The organism is Mesorhizobium sp. AD1-1 (assembly GCF_020164655.1).
Lineage (GTDB): Bacteria > Pseudomonadota > Alphaproteobacteria > Rhizobiales > Rhizobiaceae > Mesorhizobium > Mesorhizobium ciceri.
This window is the reverse complement of the sequence record NZ_JAIUGP010000004.1, coordinates 101,006-116,338: the sequence shown is the minus strand read 5'-3', so window position 1 is coordinate 116,338 and position 15,333 is coordinate 101,006. Positions and strand designations below refer to the sequence as shown.

Here is a 15,333-nt window from a genome sequence, read left to right as displayed (position 1 = left end):
GATCGCGCCAGTCGAAAAGGATCGGGCGCGCCGACGCGCGCCCGATCCTTTTTATTTTTATGAGGTCAGATGACGAAGAACCAGTTGGCGAGCAGCATCACCACCACGCCGGCGACCAGCGTCAGATAGGGCAGCATGCCCGCCTTTTTGACCGAGAGGTCGGCCCCCGTCATGCCGAGATCGGCCAGCATGTGGTCGGGGAACTTGCCCTTGTCCTGAATGTAGTGTCGGAAGCAGAACACCGGGATGATCAGCGCTGCCGTGATCAGGCCGGCCCACAGCGCCATCGGGTTCCATACCTTGGCACCGGCGCCCATGAAGATCGCGTTGACATAGGCGAAGATCGCCCCGATCCCGAGCAGCCAGCTCGGCGCCTTCCAGGGCCGTGCGATATGGCCGTTGTCGATGCGGTGGATCCAGCCGGCGTTGAGGTTGAGGAAGTTGAAGATGATGTAACCGCAATTCGACACGGCGAGGATGAAGAAGAAGCTCGTCGCGTCGGCCGAGGCGATGGCCAGCACGATCAGATTGAAGACGAGATCGGTCCACATTGCCCGTGTCGGCGCACCATGTTCGTTGACATGGCTGAGATAGCGCGGCAGCCAGCCGTCGACCGAGCCCTGGTAGAGCGTACGCGAAGAGCCGGCCATGGCCGTCATGATGCACAGCACCAGCGCCAGGATCATCAGCATCACCAACAGGCTGTGGACTAGCGCGCCGCCGCCGACCATGCCGGCCAGCGCGTCGGCGACCCCGGAGCCGTCGACGATCGGCGTCGCCAGCATACCGTTGAGGCCAAGCACGCCCTGGAAGGTGAACGGCACCAGGATGAACAGCAGCATGCACAGAAGGCCGGAATAGAAAATCGCCTTGAACGTGTCGGTGCCGGGGTTCTTGAACTCGGATGTGTAGCAGACGGCGGTCTCGAAGCCGTAGGTCGACCAGGCGGCGATGAACATACCACCAAGCACCAGCGTCCAGCCGGCGATGTTCCAGGCACCGGGCTCGGGCGCGTAGGCTGCGGCCAGCGGCACCAGCGGCGAAAAATTCGCCCAGTTGATCTGGCCGGTGACGATCGGCACCACGCCGACGATCAGCATCGGGATGATGACCAAGAGGCCGATATATTTCTGCACATTGGCGGTGCCGAGAATGCCGCGATGCTGGATCGCAAAGATGATCAGCATCAGCACTGCGCCGATGAAGAAGGTCGCGTTGAAGGTGAACGAGACCGGTCCCAGCGTGTGGCTGTAAAGCGTCCAGTTGCGGATTGCCGGCGTCGCCGCCGCGGTCACCGCTGTGATGGCGTCGGCGGCACTCGTCCCGGCATGCGCGGCGATATAGGCGACGACATCGGGTGAGGTTTCGGTGAACAGCGGCACTGGCGCCAGCGCATTGAGGATGTAGGCGGCGGCGATCGAGCAGCCGAGCGACAGCACCGGCGACCAGGCGAACCAGTTGCACCAGACAGACAGCGGCGCGATGAACTTGGAATAGCGCAGCCAGGCGGTGGCGCCGTAGATCGACGCGCCGCCCGACTTGTTCGGAAACAGGCCGGCGATTTCGGCATAGGTGAAGGATTGCAGGAAGCCCATGATCATGGAGAAGATCCAGATCGCGAAGGCCAGCGTGCCGGTCGTGCCGGCAATGCCGCCGATCGAGAACAGGACCAGGGCCGGCACGCCGCTCGCCACCCAGAAGGCGCCGCGCCAGTCGATATTTCGGTGCAACTTGCCTTCGGCAAGCGGCTCCAGGACAGTCGTTATCGTGCTCATATGTCTTTGTTCCCCATTTTGATGTTCCCCGTTCGTGACGGCCGCGACTTCGCGAGGCTTCATCATCGACGCATGCTTTGGGCGGCTGTCGGTGTTTCCACTCAGTCGCATTTTTTTCTTAACAGTGAAGATTGATCCGGCGCGCTTTCAGGTCAAGCGATTTGTCGCGCCGTGCACATCACGCTTGCGAAACATGTCGGCTTCACACTGCCGCGGTGGGATTGTTCGGAAAAGGACCAAGGGTCAGGAAGCGAAAAACCCGCCGGAGGCGGGTCGCGGCGCAAATCAGCACCATGGACGAATATGTAGCATAGCTGCCCTCAGCAGGTCAAGAAAAAATTCCTATCACGAACTGCAGCACGGCCTCACTGTCTTGGGAGGGAAGGGCCGTCAGGAACGCGGTTTGGTCTTTTGCGGATCGTAGTGGGCGAAGGCGACGACTCGCGCCGGCAGCCGCTTGGCATGGCCGTCGAGCTTGCCGATCTCGACCTCGGTACCGACAGCCGAATGGGTGACATCGAGCCTGGCCAGCGCGATGGTCTTGTTCAGCACCGGCGAGCGCATGCCTGACGTGACCACGCCGATCTGGGCACGGCCGACATGCACGCAATCGCCATGGCCGACGTCGACATTGGCGTCGATGTCGAGACCGACCAGCTTCGTCTGCGGGTGCTCCTTGCGGCGGATCAGCGCCTCGCGGCCGACGAAATCGTCGGTCTTGCTCTTCAGCGGCACGGTGAAGCCGATGCCGGCCTCGAACGGATCGGTCTGGTCGGAAAATTCGTATCCGGCGAAGATCAACCCGGCCTCGATGCGCACCATGTCCAGCGCCTGCAGTCCCATCGGCTTCAGCCCGTGAGGCTGGCCGGCTTCCCAGATGGCGTCGAAGACTTTTTCGGCGTCGCGCGGATGGCACCAGATCTCGTAGCCGAGCTCGCCGGTATAGCCGGTGCGCGAGACGACGACCGGAATGCCGTTGCCGCCACCAATGCGGGCGACGGCGAAGCGGAACCAATCGAGTTCGTCGATCGACGGCTGCAGCGGCGAGGTCCAGATCACCTCCCTGAGGATGTCGCGGCTCTTCGGTCCCTGCACGGCGACATTGTGCATCTGGTCGGTGGAGGAACGCACAAGGACATTGAGGCCGAGTTTTGTCGCCGTCTCGCGCAGCCACTCGCCAGACAGATCGTCGCCGCCGATCCAGCGGAAATTGTCCTTGCCCAGCCGCAGCAGGGTGCCGTCATCAATCATGCCGCCATGCTCGTAGCACATGGCCGAATAGACCACCTGGCCAACGCCGAGCTTCTTGACGTCGCGGGTCAGCGTGTATTGCAGCAGCGCTTCGGAATCCGGGCCGGTGACCTCGAACTTGCGCAGCGGCGACAGGTCCATGATCACCGCGTCTTGGCGGCAGGCCCAGTATTCGGCGATCGGCCCGTCCTTGGCGAAGGAATTGGCGAGCCAATAGCCCTTGTACTCCTGAAAGTTGCGGGTGTGCTTGGCAAAGCTCGAATGAAAAGCGGTCTCGCGGGTCATTTTCGGTTCCGAATCGGGCGTCATGCGTCTGGCGATCGCTCGCGAGAATTTGTGCTGGCCGGAATAGGTCCGCACATGGATGTCGGTCGGGTTCCAGCCATTGGCCGGCGTCGTGTCGTCGGGGCAGGCGGAGGAAACGCAAACGATGTCGGTGAGCGCCCTGAGCAGCACATAGTCGCCCGCCCGCGACCACGGCTCGTCGGACACCATGACGCCATGCGCGTCGATCGCCGTGTTGAAGAAGAAGTTGATCGCCATCCAGCCCGCGCGGGGATTGACGCCCTTGCCGGCCAGAGCGCCGTTGAAATTCTCCGAACAGTTGGTGTGTCCGGGATAGCCGATGTCGTCGTAATATTTGGCGGCGCAGGCGAGCGCGAAGGCGTCGTGCCGGCCGCATGTGTCCTGCACCACCTCGACCAGCGGCTCCATGTCCTGGTCATAGTATTTGGAATGCAGGCCGGGCATCGGGTAGCTCGCACCCATGAGCGTGCGCGTCGTCGTCACGTCGAGCGGATGATCCAGTCCCCTGTCCAGCTTGCGCGCCGAAAAGCACTGGAAATCGGTGCATTGGCGCCCGTCGACATCGATGATCTGCAGATAGTCGCCAGCCCCAACGAAATAGGCCTCCGCGGTCGCCGAATGGACGCGCAAATCGAGCACCGGGTCGGCAAGCGGATCAGCCAATAGCGATTTCGCCGCCGGGCGGATCGTGGCGCGGCGAACGAAGACGGTCAGCGGTGTAGCCGTGTCATGGCCATCGACCAGCATCGGCCCGCCGGGGGCGGCAATCAGCACCGCACCATCGCGTGCGACGGTGAAAGCCTGCTCGGTGCCGGCCGGTGTCGTGACGCCGAACACCCGCACCGCCTTGGCGTGGTCAAGCTGCACCTGCCGGCGGGCGAGCCCGCTCCGCAGGGATGCGAGACTGTCGTCGCCCTCTATGAGCAGCGCTTTGATGCCGGCAGCGTTGCTGTTCGATGCTTCACCAAAAATGCCGGGATCGGTCGCGCCGGTCCTGTCCCAGGCCAGAAGTTCGCAGGCCTGGCCGCCTTCGACATTGCGCACGGTGATTGCGTCGCCGGCCTCGATGTCGATCAGCACCGCGCCGTTGCCCTGGATCGTATAACGCTCCATGCCCGGCGGCAGCGCGATCTGGCCGGGCCTCAGGATGAGGCTAGGCTTGGGCGGTCCGGCGGCAATTGCGGGGTAGGGCGACTGGCTCATCTCAGCCTTGCGGTTCGAGAAACAAGTTTGCCTGTGCGTGAAATTATTTTAGCAGCAAGAATAGCAGTGCGGTTGGGTTTGGCAAGGCGGAGGTGGCGCGCGCTTTCCCTTCTCCCCTTGTTGTGGGAGAAGGGAAGACTAGCCAAGGCTAAGCCAGTCTCTCTGTATGGTCGATGTCGACGCCGTACTCCGCGCCCGAATCCAGCATCGTATGCCAAAGGCTCTCGGCAAACGTCGCAAACATCAGAACGTTGAACACCGCCTGCCCATCCGTCCGATCACTGTCGCGCCAGAGCGTGACGCTGGTGTGATCCATCGACGTCGCGGCGGCGGCGCCAACCGGAAACGCATCGGGATGCAAATCGATCGACGACAGTTTCGCCAGCATTGTCCGCGCCTTGGCGCCGGAGATGCTGACCAGAACCCGCGCATGCGACTGGTCCGACAGCGAGCCGGACAATGCGGGCTCCAGCGTCTGCATCGTGTGCTTGCCGCCCTTCGACAGCACGAAGAACTGGTCCGGTCCCGACCAGATCAGCGTTGCGTCCGAAGTCCGCACCGCCTTGGGCGCATCAGGGACAGCAACACCAAACCGAGCCTTGGCGGCTTGTCCCAGCTCGGCCGCCTGGCCGCGCCGCGCCATCACCTGGATCAGATCAAAATTGCGGATCTCGGTCAGCGAGACGCCGACCTCAATACCGCGTGCACCATGCACGCCGGCAACGAGCGCCTTTTCAAGCGGACTGCGGGGAGCCCAGGAAAACTCAACCACGCTGGCGCCCTCCATCCGGGTCGTAGAAGACGGGATTGCAGAGTTCGACGTCATAGTCTTCGCCGCGCAATGGATCATGCGCGTGCACGATCTCGCCGATGCGTTCGCGGCCGCGTTCGACAAGCGCGAGCCCGATCCACTGATCCAACGTCGGCGAGAAGCAGACCGAGGTGACATAGCCTTGGTCGTTGCCGGGGCCGGGCGTCTGCCCCTTCGGGATGATGTGTGCGCCGGAGCGCAACCGGCGTGTCTCGTCCGTCGGCTTGATGCCGACGACGACCTGGCGATCCGGGGCTACCAGCGCCTCGCGTCCGGCCATGACGCGGCCGATATAGTCTTTCTTGGTCGACATCATCTTGCCCAGACCAAGATCGGCCGCTGTCGTCGTGCCGCTCAGTTCCGGTCCGGCGATGTGGCCCTTTTCGACGCGCATGACGCCGAGCGCCTCGGTGCCGTAAGGCGTCACGCCGAATGGCGCGCCGGCCAGCATCAGATTGCGCGCCATCGCATCGCCGAAGCGTGCCGGTACCGAGATCTCGAAGGCCATTTCGCCGGAGAACGAGATGCGGAACAGCCGCGCCTTGAGGCCGCCGCGCAATGTCACTTCGCGCGCGCCCATGAACGGAAAGCCTTCGTTCGACAGGTCCTCGGCCGGATCGACGATCTCCTTCAGCAAGTCGCGTGTCTTGGGTCCGGCAATCGAGAATTGCGCCCACTGATCCGAAACCGAGGTCAGCTGCACATCGAGTTCGGGAAACAGCACCTGCCGACAGAATTCGAGATGCTGCATCACCAGACCGGCCTTGGCCGTGGTGGTGGTGAGAAAATAGTGGTCTTCGGCCAGCCGCGACGTCGTGCCATCGTCATAGACGATGCCATCCTCGCGCAGCATCAGACCGTAGCGCGCCTTGCCCACTGCAAGACTGGAGAAGGTGTTGATGTAGACGCGGTCGAGGAAGGCGCCGGCATCCGGACCGTGCACGTCGATCTTGCCGAGCGTCGAGACATCGCAGAATCCGACGCCTGAGCGCACCGCCTTGACCTCGCGCGTCACCGATTCCAGCCAGTCCTTCTCGCCCGCGCGGGGGTACCACTGCGCCCGTTTCCAAAGACCGGTGTCGACGAAGACAGCACCTTGTTCCACCGCCCAGTGATGCGACGGCGTCAGCCGCGTTGCATGAAAAGTCTCATCGCGATAGTGTCCGGCAAAGGCGCCGATGGCGACGGGCACGTAAGGCGGGCGATAGATGGTCGTGCCGGTCTCGGGAATGGATTTGCCTGTTACCGCCGCCATGATGGCGAGGCCGGCGACGTTGGAGGTCTTGCCCTGGTCGGTCGCCATGCCGAGCGTGGTGTAGCGCTTCAGATGCTCGACCGATTCAAAACCCTCGCGCTGCGCCAGCTCGATGTCGGAAGCGGTGACATCGTGCTGGTAATCGACAAAGGCTTTTCCCTTGCCCGCGACATGCCAGAGCGGCGTCAGCGAAAAAGCCTCGTCATCGGCGGCAGGCGCGGCGCCCGCCGTACCATTGTGCCCCGTGTCACGCGCCGCTGCCGCGCCAGCGGCAAATCCCTGGCTCAGGCAGGCGCCAAGGTCAAAGGCACCATTGGCGGCACCTGCGGCGACCATGCCTGGAGGCGCGCCGTCGGGCACGAAGGCGGAGATGTCGCTGCGCCATTTCGGCCGGCCGCGATGATAGGAGGTCAGCCCGACCGCCGGGTTCCAGCCGCCGGAAACGGCTAGCCCGTCCGCTTCGACCTCGGCGCGCGCGCCGCCGGTCAGCGACACCGCGATTTTCCTGACGCCATCCTTGCCGCCGTCGACGCCACTGACGGAACCGTGCAGCACCGGGAAGCCGCCCTTCGAGGCCAGCGAACGATGCGCCGGCGATATTTCGGGCCGTGCATCGATGACCGCCGCGATCTGCAGGCCGGCACCGAGGGCCGCTTCGACCGTGCGCCAGCCGTCCTCATTGTTGGTGAACAGCGCGATCCGTTTTGCCGGTGTAGCGGCGTAGCGCGCGACATAGGTGCGCATGGCGGAGGCCATCATCACGCCGGGCGTGTCGTTGCCGGCAAAGACGATCGGCCGTTCGATGGCGCCGGCTGCCACGACGCAGCGCTTCGCCACGATCCGCCACAGGCGCTGGCGCACCTGGTGCTCGGGCGGCGAGGGCAAATGGTCGTTGACCCGCTCAATGGCGCCATAGGTGCCGCCATCGTAGACGCCGAACAGCGTCGTGCGGGTCATGACGCGGACGTCGGGCATACCAGCCAGTTCAGCCAGCGTCCGCGAAATCCACTCGGCCGCGGGTTCGCCGTCGATCATTCCGCCATCCGACAGCAGACGGCCGCCGAGGACAAAATCCTCTTCGCACAGGATGACGCGGGCGCCAGAGCGGCCGGCTGCCAATGCCGCGGCCAGGCCAGCCGGGCCGGAGCCGGCGATCAGCACGTCGCAATGCGCCCATGCCTTGTCGTAATGGTCGGGATCGGCGATGCCGGCGGCACGGCCAAGGCCTGCGGCGCGGCGGATCGCCGGCTCATAGATAGCTTCCCAGAACTTCGCCGGCCACATGAATGTCTTGTAGTAGAAGCCGGCAACGAAGATCGGCGCGAACAGTTGGTTGACCGACATCACGTCGTGGCGCAGCGACGGCCAACGGTTCTGGCTGGCGGCCTCGAGCCCGTCATAGAGTTCGGCCGTCGTCGCCTTGGTGTTCGGCTCGCGCCGTGCGCCGGTGCGCAGCTCGACCAGCGCATTGGGTTCTTCCGAGCCCGCAGTCAGGATGCCGCGCGGGCGATGGTATTTGAATGAGCGGCCGACCAGCTTGACGCCGTTGGCGATCAGCGCCGAGGCGAGCGTGTCGCCCTGGAAGCCGGAGAAAGCCTTGCCGTCGAAACGGAAGTTCAGCGGTGCCGAGCGGTCGACAAGCCCGCCATTGCCGAGCCGGTGTGTCTGCGCGCCGGCCATCACGCACCAACCTTCGCAGCGCCGGCACCAGCCGCCGGTTCGATGGAGGAAATCTCGTGCGTCAGCGTGTTGCGGGTGACCTTCAGCCAAGCCCGGCAACCACCGCCATGGTACCAATATTCGCTGGTCGCGCCGGCGACATTGTCGCGCAGATAGACATAGTCGAAGACCTCGTCTTCCGAGGCGCCGGCCTCGGGCCGCACCGGCTTGGCGTCGCCGAGATAGGTGAACTCGCCGAGTTCGCGTTCACCGCAGAAAGGACAGGCAATGCGCATTTCTTCTAAACCGCCTTCAATGCAGGTTCGGTTGGGCGCCCTGGCCCTTTTCGTCGATCATGGCGCCAGTTCGGAACCGGTCTAGGCGGAACCGTGCCGCTTCTTCATGCGACTCGTCGCGAGCCAGGAGGTGCGCAAAGACAAAACCGGACCCTGGCGTCGCCTTGAAGCCGCCATAGCACCAGCCCGCGTTGAGATAGAGCCCGTCGACGGGCGTCTTGTCGATGATCGGTGAACCATCCATCGACATGTCCATGATGCCGCCCCACTGGCGCAGCAGGCGCACGCGGCCGATCATCGGCATCAGCGCCATGCCGCCCTCGCAGACGTCTTCCATCACAGGCATGTTGCCGCGCTGGGCGTAGGAATTGTAGCCGTCTATATCGCCGCCGAAGACGAGGCCGCCCTTGTCGGACTGGCTGACGTAGAAATGGCCGGCGCCGAAGGTCATGACGCCCGGGATGAGCGGCTTGATCGCCTCGGAGACGAAGGCCTGCAGCACATGGCTCTCGATCGGCAGGCGCAGGCCGGCCATTGCCGCGACGCGCGACGAGGAGCCGGCGACCGCCATGCCAACCTTTCCGGCGCCGATCTTGCCGCGCGACGTCTCGACGCCGGTCACCTTGCCATTGGCGTCTCTGACGAAGCCGGTGACTTCGCAATTCTGGATGATGTCGACGCCGAGTTCGCTCGCCGCATGCGCATAGCCCCAGACCACCGCATCGTGCCGCGCCGTGCCGCCGCGCCGCTGCAACAGCCCGCCTTGCACGGGAAAGCGCGCATTGTCGAAGTTCAGGAACGGGATCATCTTCCTGACGGCAGCGAGGTCGAGCAGTTCGGCGTCGATGCCGTTGATGCGCATGGTGTTGCCGCGCCGCGCATAGGCGTCGCGCTGCGCGTCGGAATGGTAGAGGTTGATGACGCCGCGCTGGCTGACCATCGCATTGTAGTTGAGGTCCTGCTCCATCCGCTCCCACAGCTTCATCGACAATTCGTAGAAGCCGGTGTTGCCGGGCAGACCGTAATTGGAGCGGATGATGGTGGTGTTGCGGCCGGCATTGCCGGAGCCGATCCAGCCTTTTTCGAGCACGGCGACATTCTTGATGCCGTACTCGCTGGCGAGGAACCAGGCGGTGGCCAGCCCGTGCCCACCGCCGCCGATGATCACCACGTCGTAGCGATCCTTCGGCGTGGCGTCGCGCCAGGTGCGCTGCCAGTTCTTGTGGCCGGACAGGGCGGCACGAGCGAGCGAGAAGATCGAATATTTCATCAGTTCATTCCGAGGTCGCTCGCGTCGCGCTGGTGGTCAAATATCCAGCGTGTGGTCGCGCTCCCATTGCGTGAAGTGCGAAGCATAGGAATTCCATTCCTGCTGCTTCAGCTTTAGATATGCCGACGAAAATTCCTCACCCAGCGCCGCCTTGAGCGATTTGTCATTGTCGAACTCACGCAGCGCGTCGAGCAGGTTGAGCGGCAGCTTCGGTGCGTCTGTGACGGTATGGCCGAGCTGGTACATGTCGATGTCGTGGCGCTTGCCCGGATCGGCCTTGGAGCGGATGCCGTCGAGGCCGGCCGCGATGATGACGGCCTGCAGCAAATAGGGATTGGCCGCCCCATCCGGCAGCCGCAGCTCGAAGCGGCCGGGGCCGGGCACCCGCACCATGTGGGTGCGGTTGTTGCCGGTCCAGGTCACCGTGTTCGGTGCCCAGGTCGCGCCCGAAATGGTGCGCGGCGCGTTGATGCGCTTGTAGGAATTCACCGTCGGGTTGGTGATCGCGGCCAGTGCGGAGGCATGTTTCATGATGCCGCCGAGGAAATTCCTGCCCTTGGCCGACAGGCCGAGCTCCATCGAATTGTCGGCGAAGACGTTGGTCTTGCCGGCCTTGTCCCAGACCGAGATATGCGCATGGCAGCCATTGCCGGTCAGGCCCTGGAAGGGCTTCGGCATGAAGGTCGCGCGCAGGCCATGCTTTTCCGCGATCGACTTGACCATGAATTTGAAGAACGAGTGCTTGTCGGCGGTCGCCAGCGCGTCGTCGAAGGCCCAGTTCATCTCGAACTGGCCGTTGGCGTCCTCATGGTCGTTCTGATAGGCGCCCCAGCCGAGCGCCAGCATGTGGTCGCAGATCTCGGCGATGACGTCGTAGCGCCGCATCACCGCTTGCTGGTCGTAGCAGGGTTTTGAGGCCGTGTCGTATTCGTCGGAGATCGTCTTGCCGTCAGGCGAGATCAGGAAGAACTCGGCCTCGACGCCGGTCTTGACATGCATGCCGTCGCTGGCGGCTTCCGCGATCAGCCGCTTCAGTGTGTTGCGCGGCGCCTGGTTGACCTCCTTGTCGTCCATGATGCAGTTGGCCGCCACCCAGGCGACCTCAGGCTTCCACGGCAGCTGGATCACCGAATCCGGATCTGGCACCGCAAGCATGTCGGGATGCGCCGGCGTCAGGTCCAACCATGTGGCGAAACCGGCAAAGCCGGCGCCGTCCTTCTGCATGTCTGATATCGCCTGCGCCGGCACCAGCTTGGCACGCTGGCCACTGAACAGGTCAGTGTAGGAAATCATGAAATATTTGACGTTTTTCGCCCTTGCGAATTCAGCAAGATCAGTTGCCACGGTAGTTCCCCATTTTATCGATTGTTGTTCCCGAGTATGCGGGAATCGGCCCTTCGTTGATCAGAAGCCGTTCTTCCCCGGTATCCAGTTGGTGCCGGCCAGCGGCACGCCGGCCATGGCGGCTGCCTCGATCGTCAGCGCGACCAGGTCCTCGGGTTCGAGATTGTGCAGGCTGTTCTTGCCGCACGCGCGGGCGATCGTTTGAGCCTCAAGGGTCATCACCTTGAGGTAGTTCGCCAGCCGGCGCCCGGCAGCCACCGGATCGACCCGCTTCATCAGTTCCGGATCCTGCGTGGTAATGCCGGCGGGGTCGCGACCCTCGTGCCAATCGTCATAGGCGCCGGCCGTGGTGCCAAGCTCGTTGTACTCCGCCTCCCAGCGCGGATCGTTGTCGCCGAGCGCGACAAGGGCCGCCGTGCCGATCGAGACCGCGTCGACGCCGAGCGCCAGCGCCTTGGCGACATCGGCGCCGTTGCGAATGCCGCCGGAGACGATCAGCTGCACCTTGCGGTGCATGCCGAGGTCCTGCAGCGCCTGCACGGCCGGCCTGATGCAGGCAAGCGTCGGCTGGCCGACATTTTCGATGAACACTTCCTGGGTGGCGGCGGTGCCGCCCTGCATGCCGTCGACGACAACGACATCGGCGCCGGCCTTCACGGCAAGCGCCGTGTCATAATAGGGGCGCGCGCCGCCGACCTTGACGTAGATCGGTTTTTCCCAGTCGGTGATTTCGCGCAATTCGAGGATCTTGATCTCGAGATCGTCGGGTCCAGTCCAGTCGGGATGGCGTGAGGCCGAGCGCTGGTCGATGCCTTTCGGCAGCGTGCGCATTTCGGCGACACGATCCGAAATCTTCTGGCCAAGCAGCATGCCGCCGCCACCCGGCTTGGCGCCCTGGCCGACGACGACCTCGATCGCATCGGCGCGGCGCAGATCGCGCAGGTTCATGCCGTAGCGCGAGGGCAGATATTGATAGACCAGTTGCTTGGAATGGCCGCGCTCCTCCTCGGTCATGCCGCCGTCGCCCGTCGTGGTCGAGGTGCCCGACAGGGTAGCGCCGCGTCCGAGCGCTTCCTTGGCCGGACCCGACAGCGAGCCGAAGCTCATGCCGGCAATGGTGATCGGAATCTTCAACTCGATCGGCTTCTTGGCATGGCGAGAGCCGAGCACGACCGATGTGTCGCAGCGCTCGCGATAGCCTTCGAGCGGGTAACGCGAGATCGAGGCGCCGAGGAACAGTAGGTCGTCGAAATGCGGCAGCTTGCGCTTGGCGCCGGCGCCACGGATGTCATAGATGCCGGTCGCCGCGGCACGGCGGATCTCGGAAAGCGTGTAGTCGTCGAAGGTCGCGGATTTGCGCGGCGTCGTCGGCGGGTTCCTGTAGGTCATGCTGCCTCAATACGCGTCGGCGTTGTCGATATTGAAATTATAGAGGGTACGCGCCGAGCCGTAGCGCTTGAACTCCGACGGCTTGACGCCGGTGACGCCGGCGCGGTCGAGCAGGCCCTGCAGCAATTCCAGATGCTCGGTCCGCATTTCCTTGGCGATGCAGTCGGCGCCGAGGCTGTCGACCTTGCCGCGCACGAAGATCCGCGCCTCGTAGATGGAATCGCCGAGCGCATCGCCGGCATCGCCCAACACCACCAGATTGCCTGACTGCGCCATGAAGGCCGACATATGGCCGATATTTCCATGCACGACGATATCGATGCCCTTCATCGAAATGCCGCAGCGCGACGAGGCGTTGCCTTCGATGACCAGCAGGCCGCCCTTGCCGGTGGCGCCGGCATACTGGCTGGCGTCGCCTTTGATGGTGATCGAGCCCGACATCATGTTCTCGCCGACTCCAGGCCCTGCCGAGCCATGCACGGTAATGGTGCTGCCGGAATTCATGCCGCCGCAGTAATAGCCGACGCTGCCGCGCACATCGATGGCAACAGGCTGGTCGACGCCAACGGCCACCGAATGGCTGCCTTTCGGGTTCAGCACTTCCCATGCCGTTTCGTTCGAGCCGGGAGCCAGATTGTGCAGCGCCTGGTTGAGTTCGCGCAGCGACAACTGGTCGAGATCGAAGACCCGAGGGTCGTGTGCCGCGGTTTTTGAAAGCGTGGTTGCCGGCATGAACTCAATGCTCCCAGAAATAGACGGTTGCGGGCTCGGGTTCCCAGACCCTCGCATTGTCTATGCCGGGCAGTTTGGTCAGCGCGCGATATTCCGAGCCGAAGGCGACATATTGGTCGGTTTCGGCCATCACGGCTGGCTTGCAGGCAATCGGATCGCGCACCACGCCAAAGCCGTTCTTGGTGCCGACGACGAAGGTGAAGAAGCCGTCGAGGTCGGAGAGCGTGCCTTCCAGCGCCTCGCCGAGATTCTTGCCATGCGCCATCTGTGACGAGAGATAGGCGGCAGCGACTTCGGTGTCGTTCTCGGTTTCGAAGGTCATGCCTTCGCGGATCAGTTCGCGGCGGACATTGTTGTGGTTCGACAGTGAGCCATTGTGCACCAGGCACTGGTCGGCGCCGGTCGAGAACGGATGCGCGCCCATCGTCGTCACCGCCGATTCCGTCGCCATGCGGGTGTGGCCGATGCCATGTGTGCCGGTCATCTTGCGGACATCGAAGCGATCGACGACAGCCTCGGGCAGGCCGACTTCCTTGTAGATCTCGACCACGTCGCCGGCGCCCATGATGCGGATGTCGGGGCGCAGCGCCTGGATGGTTTCGCGCGCTTCATCGATCTTGGCAGGCGTGGTCCTGACGACTGCATGGGTGGATTTCACCGAGATCGTCACCGGCGTGCCGATGGCCTTGGCGAGCTCCGCCTCGAGGCCGCGGAAATCGCGGTCGGGCTTGGCCGACTGGATGGTGATCTTGGCCTCATTCTTGGACGGCGCGCCATAGATGGCGATGCCGGCGCTATCGGGACCGCGATCGCTGAGCGAAATCAGCATCTGCGACAGCATCGCGCCAAGCTGGGGTTCCAGCGACTTGTCCTTCAAGAACAGTCCGACAATTCCACACATGTCAGCCTCCCGACGTTTTGTAGCTAAGAGATCGTTTGCAACTCTGAAATGATGTATCGAATGAGGTTCGCAAATTCAATCGTATGAAAAAAATATTCCTCTAGTTACCTATGCGTCTCAATGCCGCTCTGCCCACTATCGTTGCCTTGCCGGGCGTTGTGAACCCATTTGGCGGTGCGGATGCGGGCGAGCTTGTAGGCGTCCAGGATCGACAAAGCATAGATCAGGAAGCCGCCGGCGTGACGGCCGACGAAGCTGGCATCGGGCGGCGCGATCTTGGCCGTCACCCATGCCAGGATCACCATGAAGAAAAGGAATTGAAGGCCGCGCACCGGCACGCCCAGAATGACGTGCCCGCTTCCCGGCAGCACGATTGCGGCGCCGAGAACCAGATAGGGATTGGTGGGTGCAGTGGCGGAACTGGTCATGCGGCCTGCCGTTCGCTTTTGTTGATCGCGTCGCGAAGCGCCGACACCGACATCAGCAGCCTTTCGATCAGCGCGGGATCGAGTGCGGCGTCGCCGAATTCGGCCTGCCGGAAAACGCCATAGCGCGCCCGCTCGGCTTCGGCCAGAAGCCAGACGATGCGTATACCCTTGGGCGTGATCAGCAGTTCCTTGGCGCGCCCTTCGGAAAAGATCTCGATATGGCTGGCGATCAGGCCTTGCGGAAAGCGCGCCGCCCTGCGGTCGGTGCGCAGCACCGACTCGGCGGGAAATCCCGGAGCCTTGGGCAGCGTATGCTCGAGATGATCGAAATTGGAGAAGGTCGTCGGCGAGCCCGGCCGCATCATCATGTCGAAGGTGGCTGGTACCGCGACCTCTTCGGTGATCGAAACACTGAGCCAGCGCGCCGGCAGTTTGCGCGTCGCCAGCGTATCGACGATGGTGCGCACCTGGACACGTTTGCTGTTCCAGGATCCTTCCCAGGTGATGACGCCGGCGGTGCCATCCGAAACATTGGCAGCATCGGCGATGATTGTGCGGATGCGGTCCTGCTCGACGGCGAGCGCCATCGATGCCCTGCTGCGGCTGGAACGCGCTTGCCAGGCAAGGTGGAGAACGACAACCAGGACAATGGCCCCGGCCAGCAGTGCTGATGTCAGATCGGACATTTTCTCATGCCAGGCCCGCCCGGGATC

Annotated in this window: 12 protein-coding genes; all 12 read right to left on the bottom strand. The window is 63.5% G+C overall.

Features of this window, described 5'->3' with window-relative positions:
• Nucleotides 1-65 precede the first annotated feature (65 nt).
• The 12 genes from LB519_RS10250 to LB519_RS10195 all read right to left on the bottom strand — a co-directional run bounded on the left by LB519_RS10250 (nucleotide 66) and on the right by LB519_RS10195 (nucleotide 15,306).
• Nucleotides 66-1,775 (bottom strand): APC family permease, encoded by a 1,710-nt coding sequence (locus LB519_RS10250; RefSeq protein ID WP_013532912.1) that lies wholly within the window; start codon nucleotides 1,773-1,775, stop codon nucleotides 66-68.
• 390 nt (nucleotides 1,776-2,165) lie between these two features.
• Complete coding sequence (locus LB519_RS10245; RefSeq protein WP_224619764.1) at nucleotides 2,166-4,535, bottom strand: DUF1989 domain-containing protein; 2,370 nt, start codon at nucleotides 4,533-4,535, stop codon at nucleotides 2,166-2,168.
• A 148-nt stretch (nucleotides 4,536-4,683) separates the two neighbouring features.
• Nucleotides 4,684-5,307, bottom strand: coding sequence for a sarcosine oxidase subunit gamma (locus tag LB519_RS10240; protein ID WP_224619762.1), 624 nt, complete (start codon nucleotides 5,305-5,307; stop codon nucleotides 4,684-4,686).
• Nucleotides 5,300-8,281, bottom strand: a complete 2,982-nt coding sequence (locus tag LB519_RS10235; protein ID WP_224619761.1) for a sarcosine oxidase subunit alpha — start codon at nucleotides 8,279-8,281, stop codon at nucleotides 5,300-5,302. Before LB519_RS10235 ends, LB519_RS10240 begins: the two co-directional genes overlap by 8 nt.
• The gene (locus tag LB519_RS10230) at nucleotides 8,281-8,556 is read right to left on the bottom strand and encodes a sarcosine oxidase subunit delta (RefSeq protein WP_024502588.1); all 276 of its coding nucleotides are present in this window, start codon (nucleotides 8,554-8,556) and stop codon (nucleotides 8,281-8,283) included. Before LB519_RS10230 ends, LB519_RS10235 begins: the two co-directional genes overlap by 1 nt.
• Before the next feature lie 16 nt (nucleotides 8,557-8,572).
• Nucleotides 8,573-9,826: a sarcosine oxidase subunit beta family protein gene (locus LB519_RS10225; RefSeq protein ID WP_013532907.1), complete on the bottom strand. Its 1,254-nt coding sequence runs from the start codon at nucleotides 9,824-9,826 to the stop codon at nucleotides 8,573-8,575.
• A 36-nt stretch (nucleotides 9,827-9,862) separates the two neighbouring features.
• Complete coding sequence (glnT, locus tag LB519_RS10220) at nucleotides 9,863-11,170, bottom strand: type III glutamate--ammonia ligase (protein WP_224619759.1); 1,308 nt, start codon at nucleotides 11,168-11,170, stop codon at nucleotides 9,863-9,865.
• A gap of 60 nt (nucleotides 11,171-11,230) precedes the next feature.
• Nucleotides 11,231-12,559, bottom strand: coding sequence for an FMN-binding glutamate synthase family protein (locus LB519_RS10215; protein ID WP_010914750.1), 1,329 nt, complete (start codon nucleotides 12,557-12,559; stop codon nucleotides 11,231-11,233).
• A gap of 6 nt (nucleotides 12,560-12,565) precedes the next feature.
• Entirely contained in the window at nucleotides 12,566-13,291 is a 726-nt protein-coding gene (locus tag LB519_RS10210) for a GXGXG domain-containing protein (protein WP_064995087.1), read from the bottom strand.
• Nucleotides 13,292-13,295: 4 nt separating this feature from the next.
• Entirely contained in the window at nucleotides 13,296-14,192 is an 897-nt protein-coding gene (locus tag LB519_RS10205; RefSeq protein WP_063171619.1) for a class II glutamine amidotransferase, read from the bottom strand.
• Nucleotides 14,193-14,296: 104 nt separating this feature from the next.
• The gene (locus tag LB519_RS10200; RefSeq protein WP_013532903.1) at nucleotides 14,297-14,620 is read right to left on the bottom strand and encodes a hypothetical protein; all 324 of its coding nucleotides are present in this window, start codon (nucleotides 14,618-14,620) and stop codon (nucleotides 14,297-14,299) included.
• Nucleotides 14,617-15,306 (bottom strand): hypothetical protein, encoded by a 690-nt coding sequence (locus LB519_RS10195; protein ID WP_224619757.1) that lies wholly within the window; start codon nucleotides 15,304-15,306, stop codon nucleotides 14,617-14,619. Before LB519_RS10195 ends, LB519_RS10200 begins: the two co-directional genes overlap by 4 nt.
• Nucleotides 15,307-15,333: the final 27 nt, after the last annotated feature.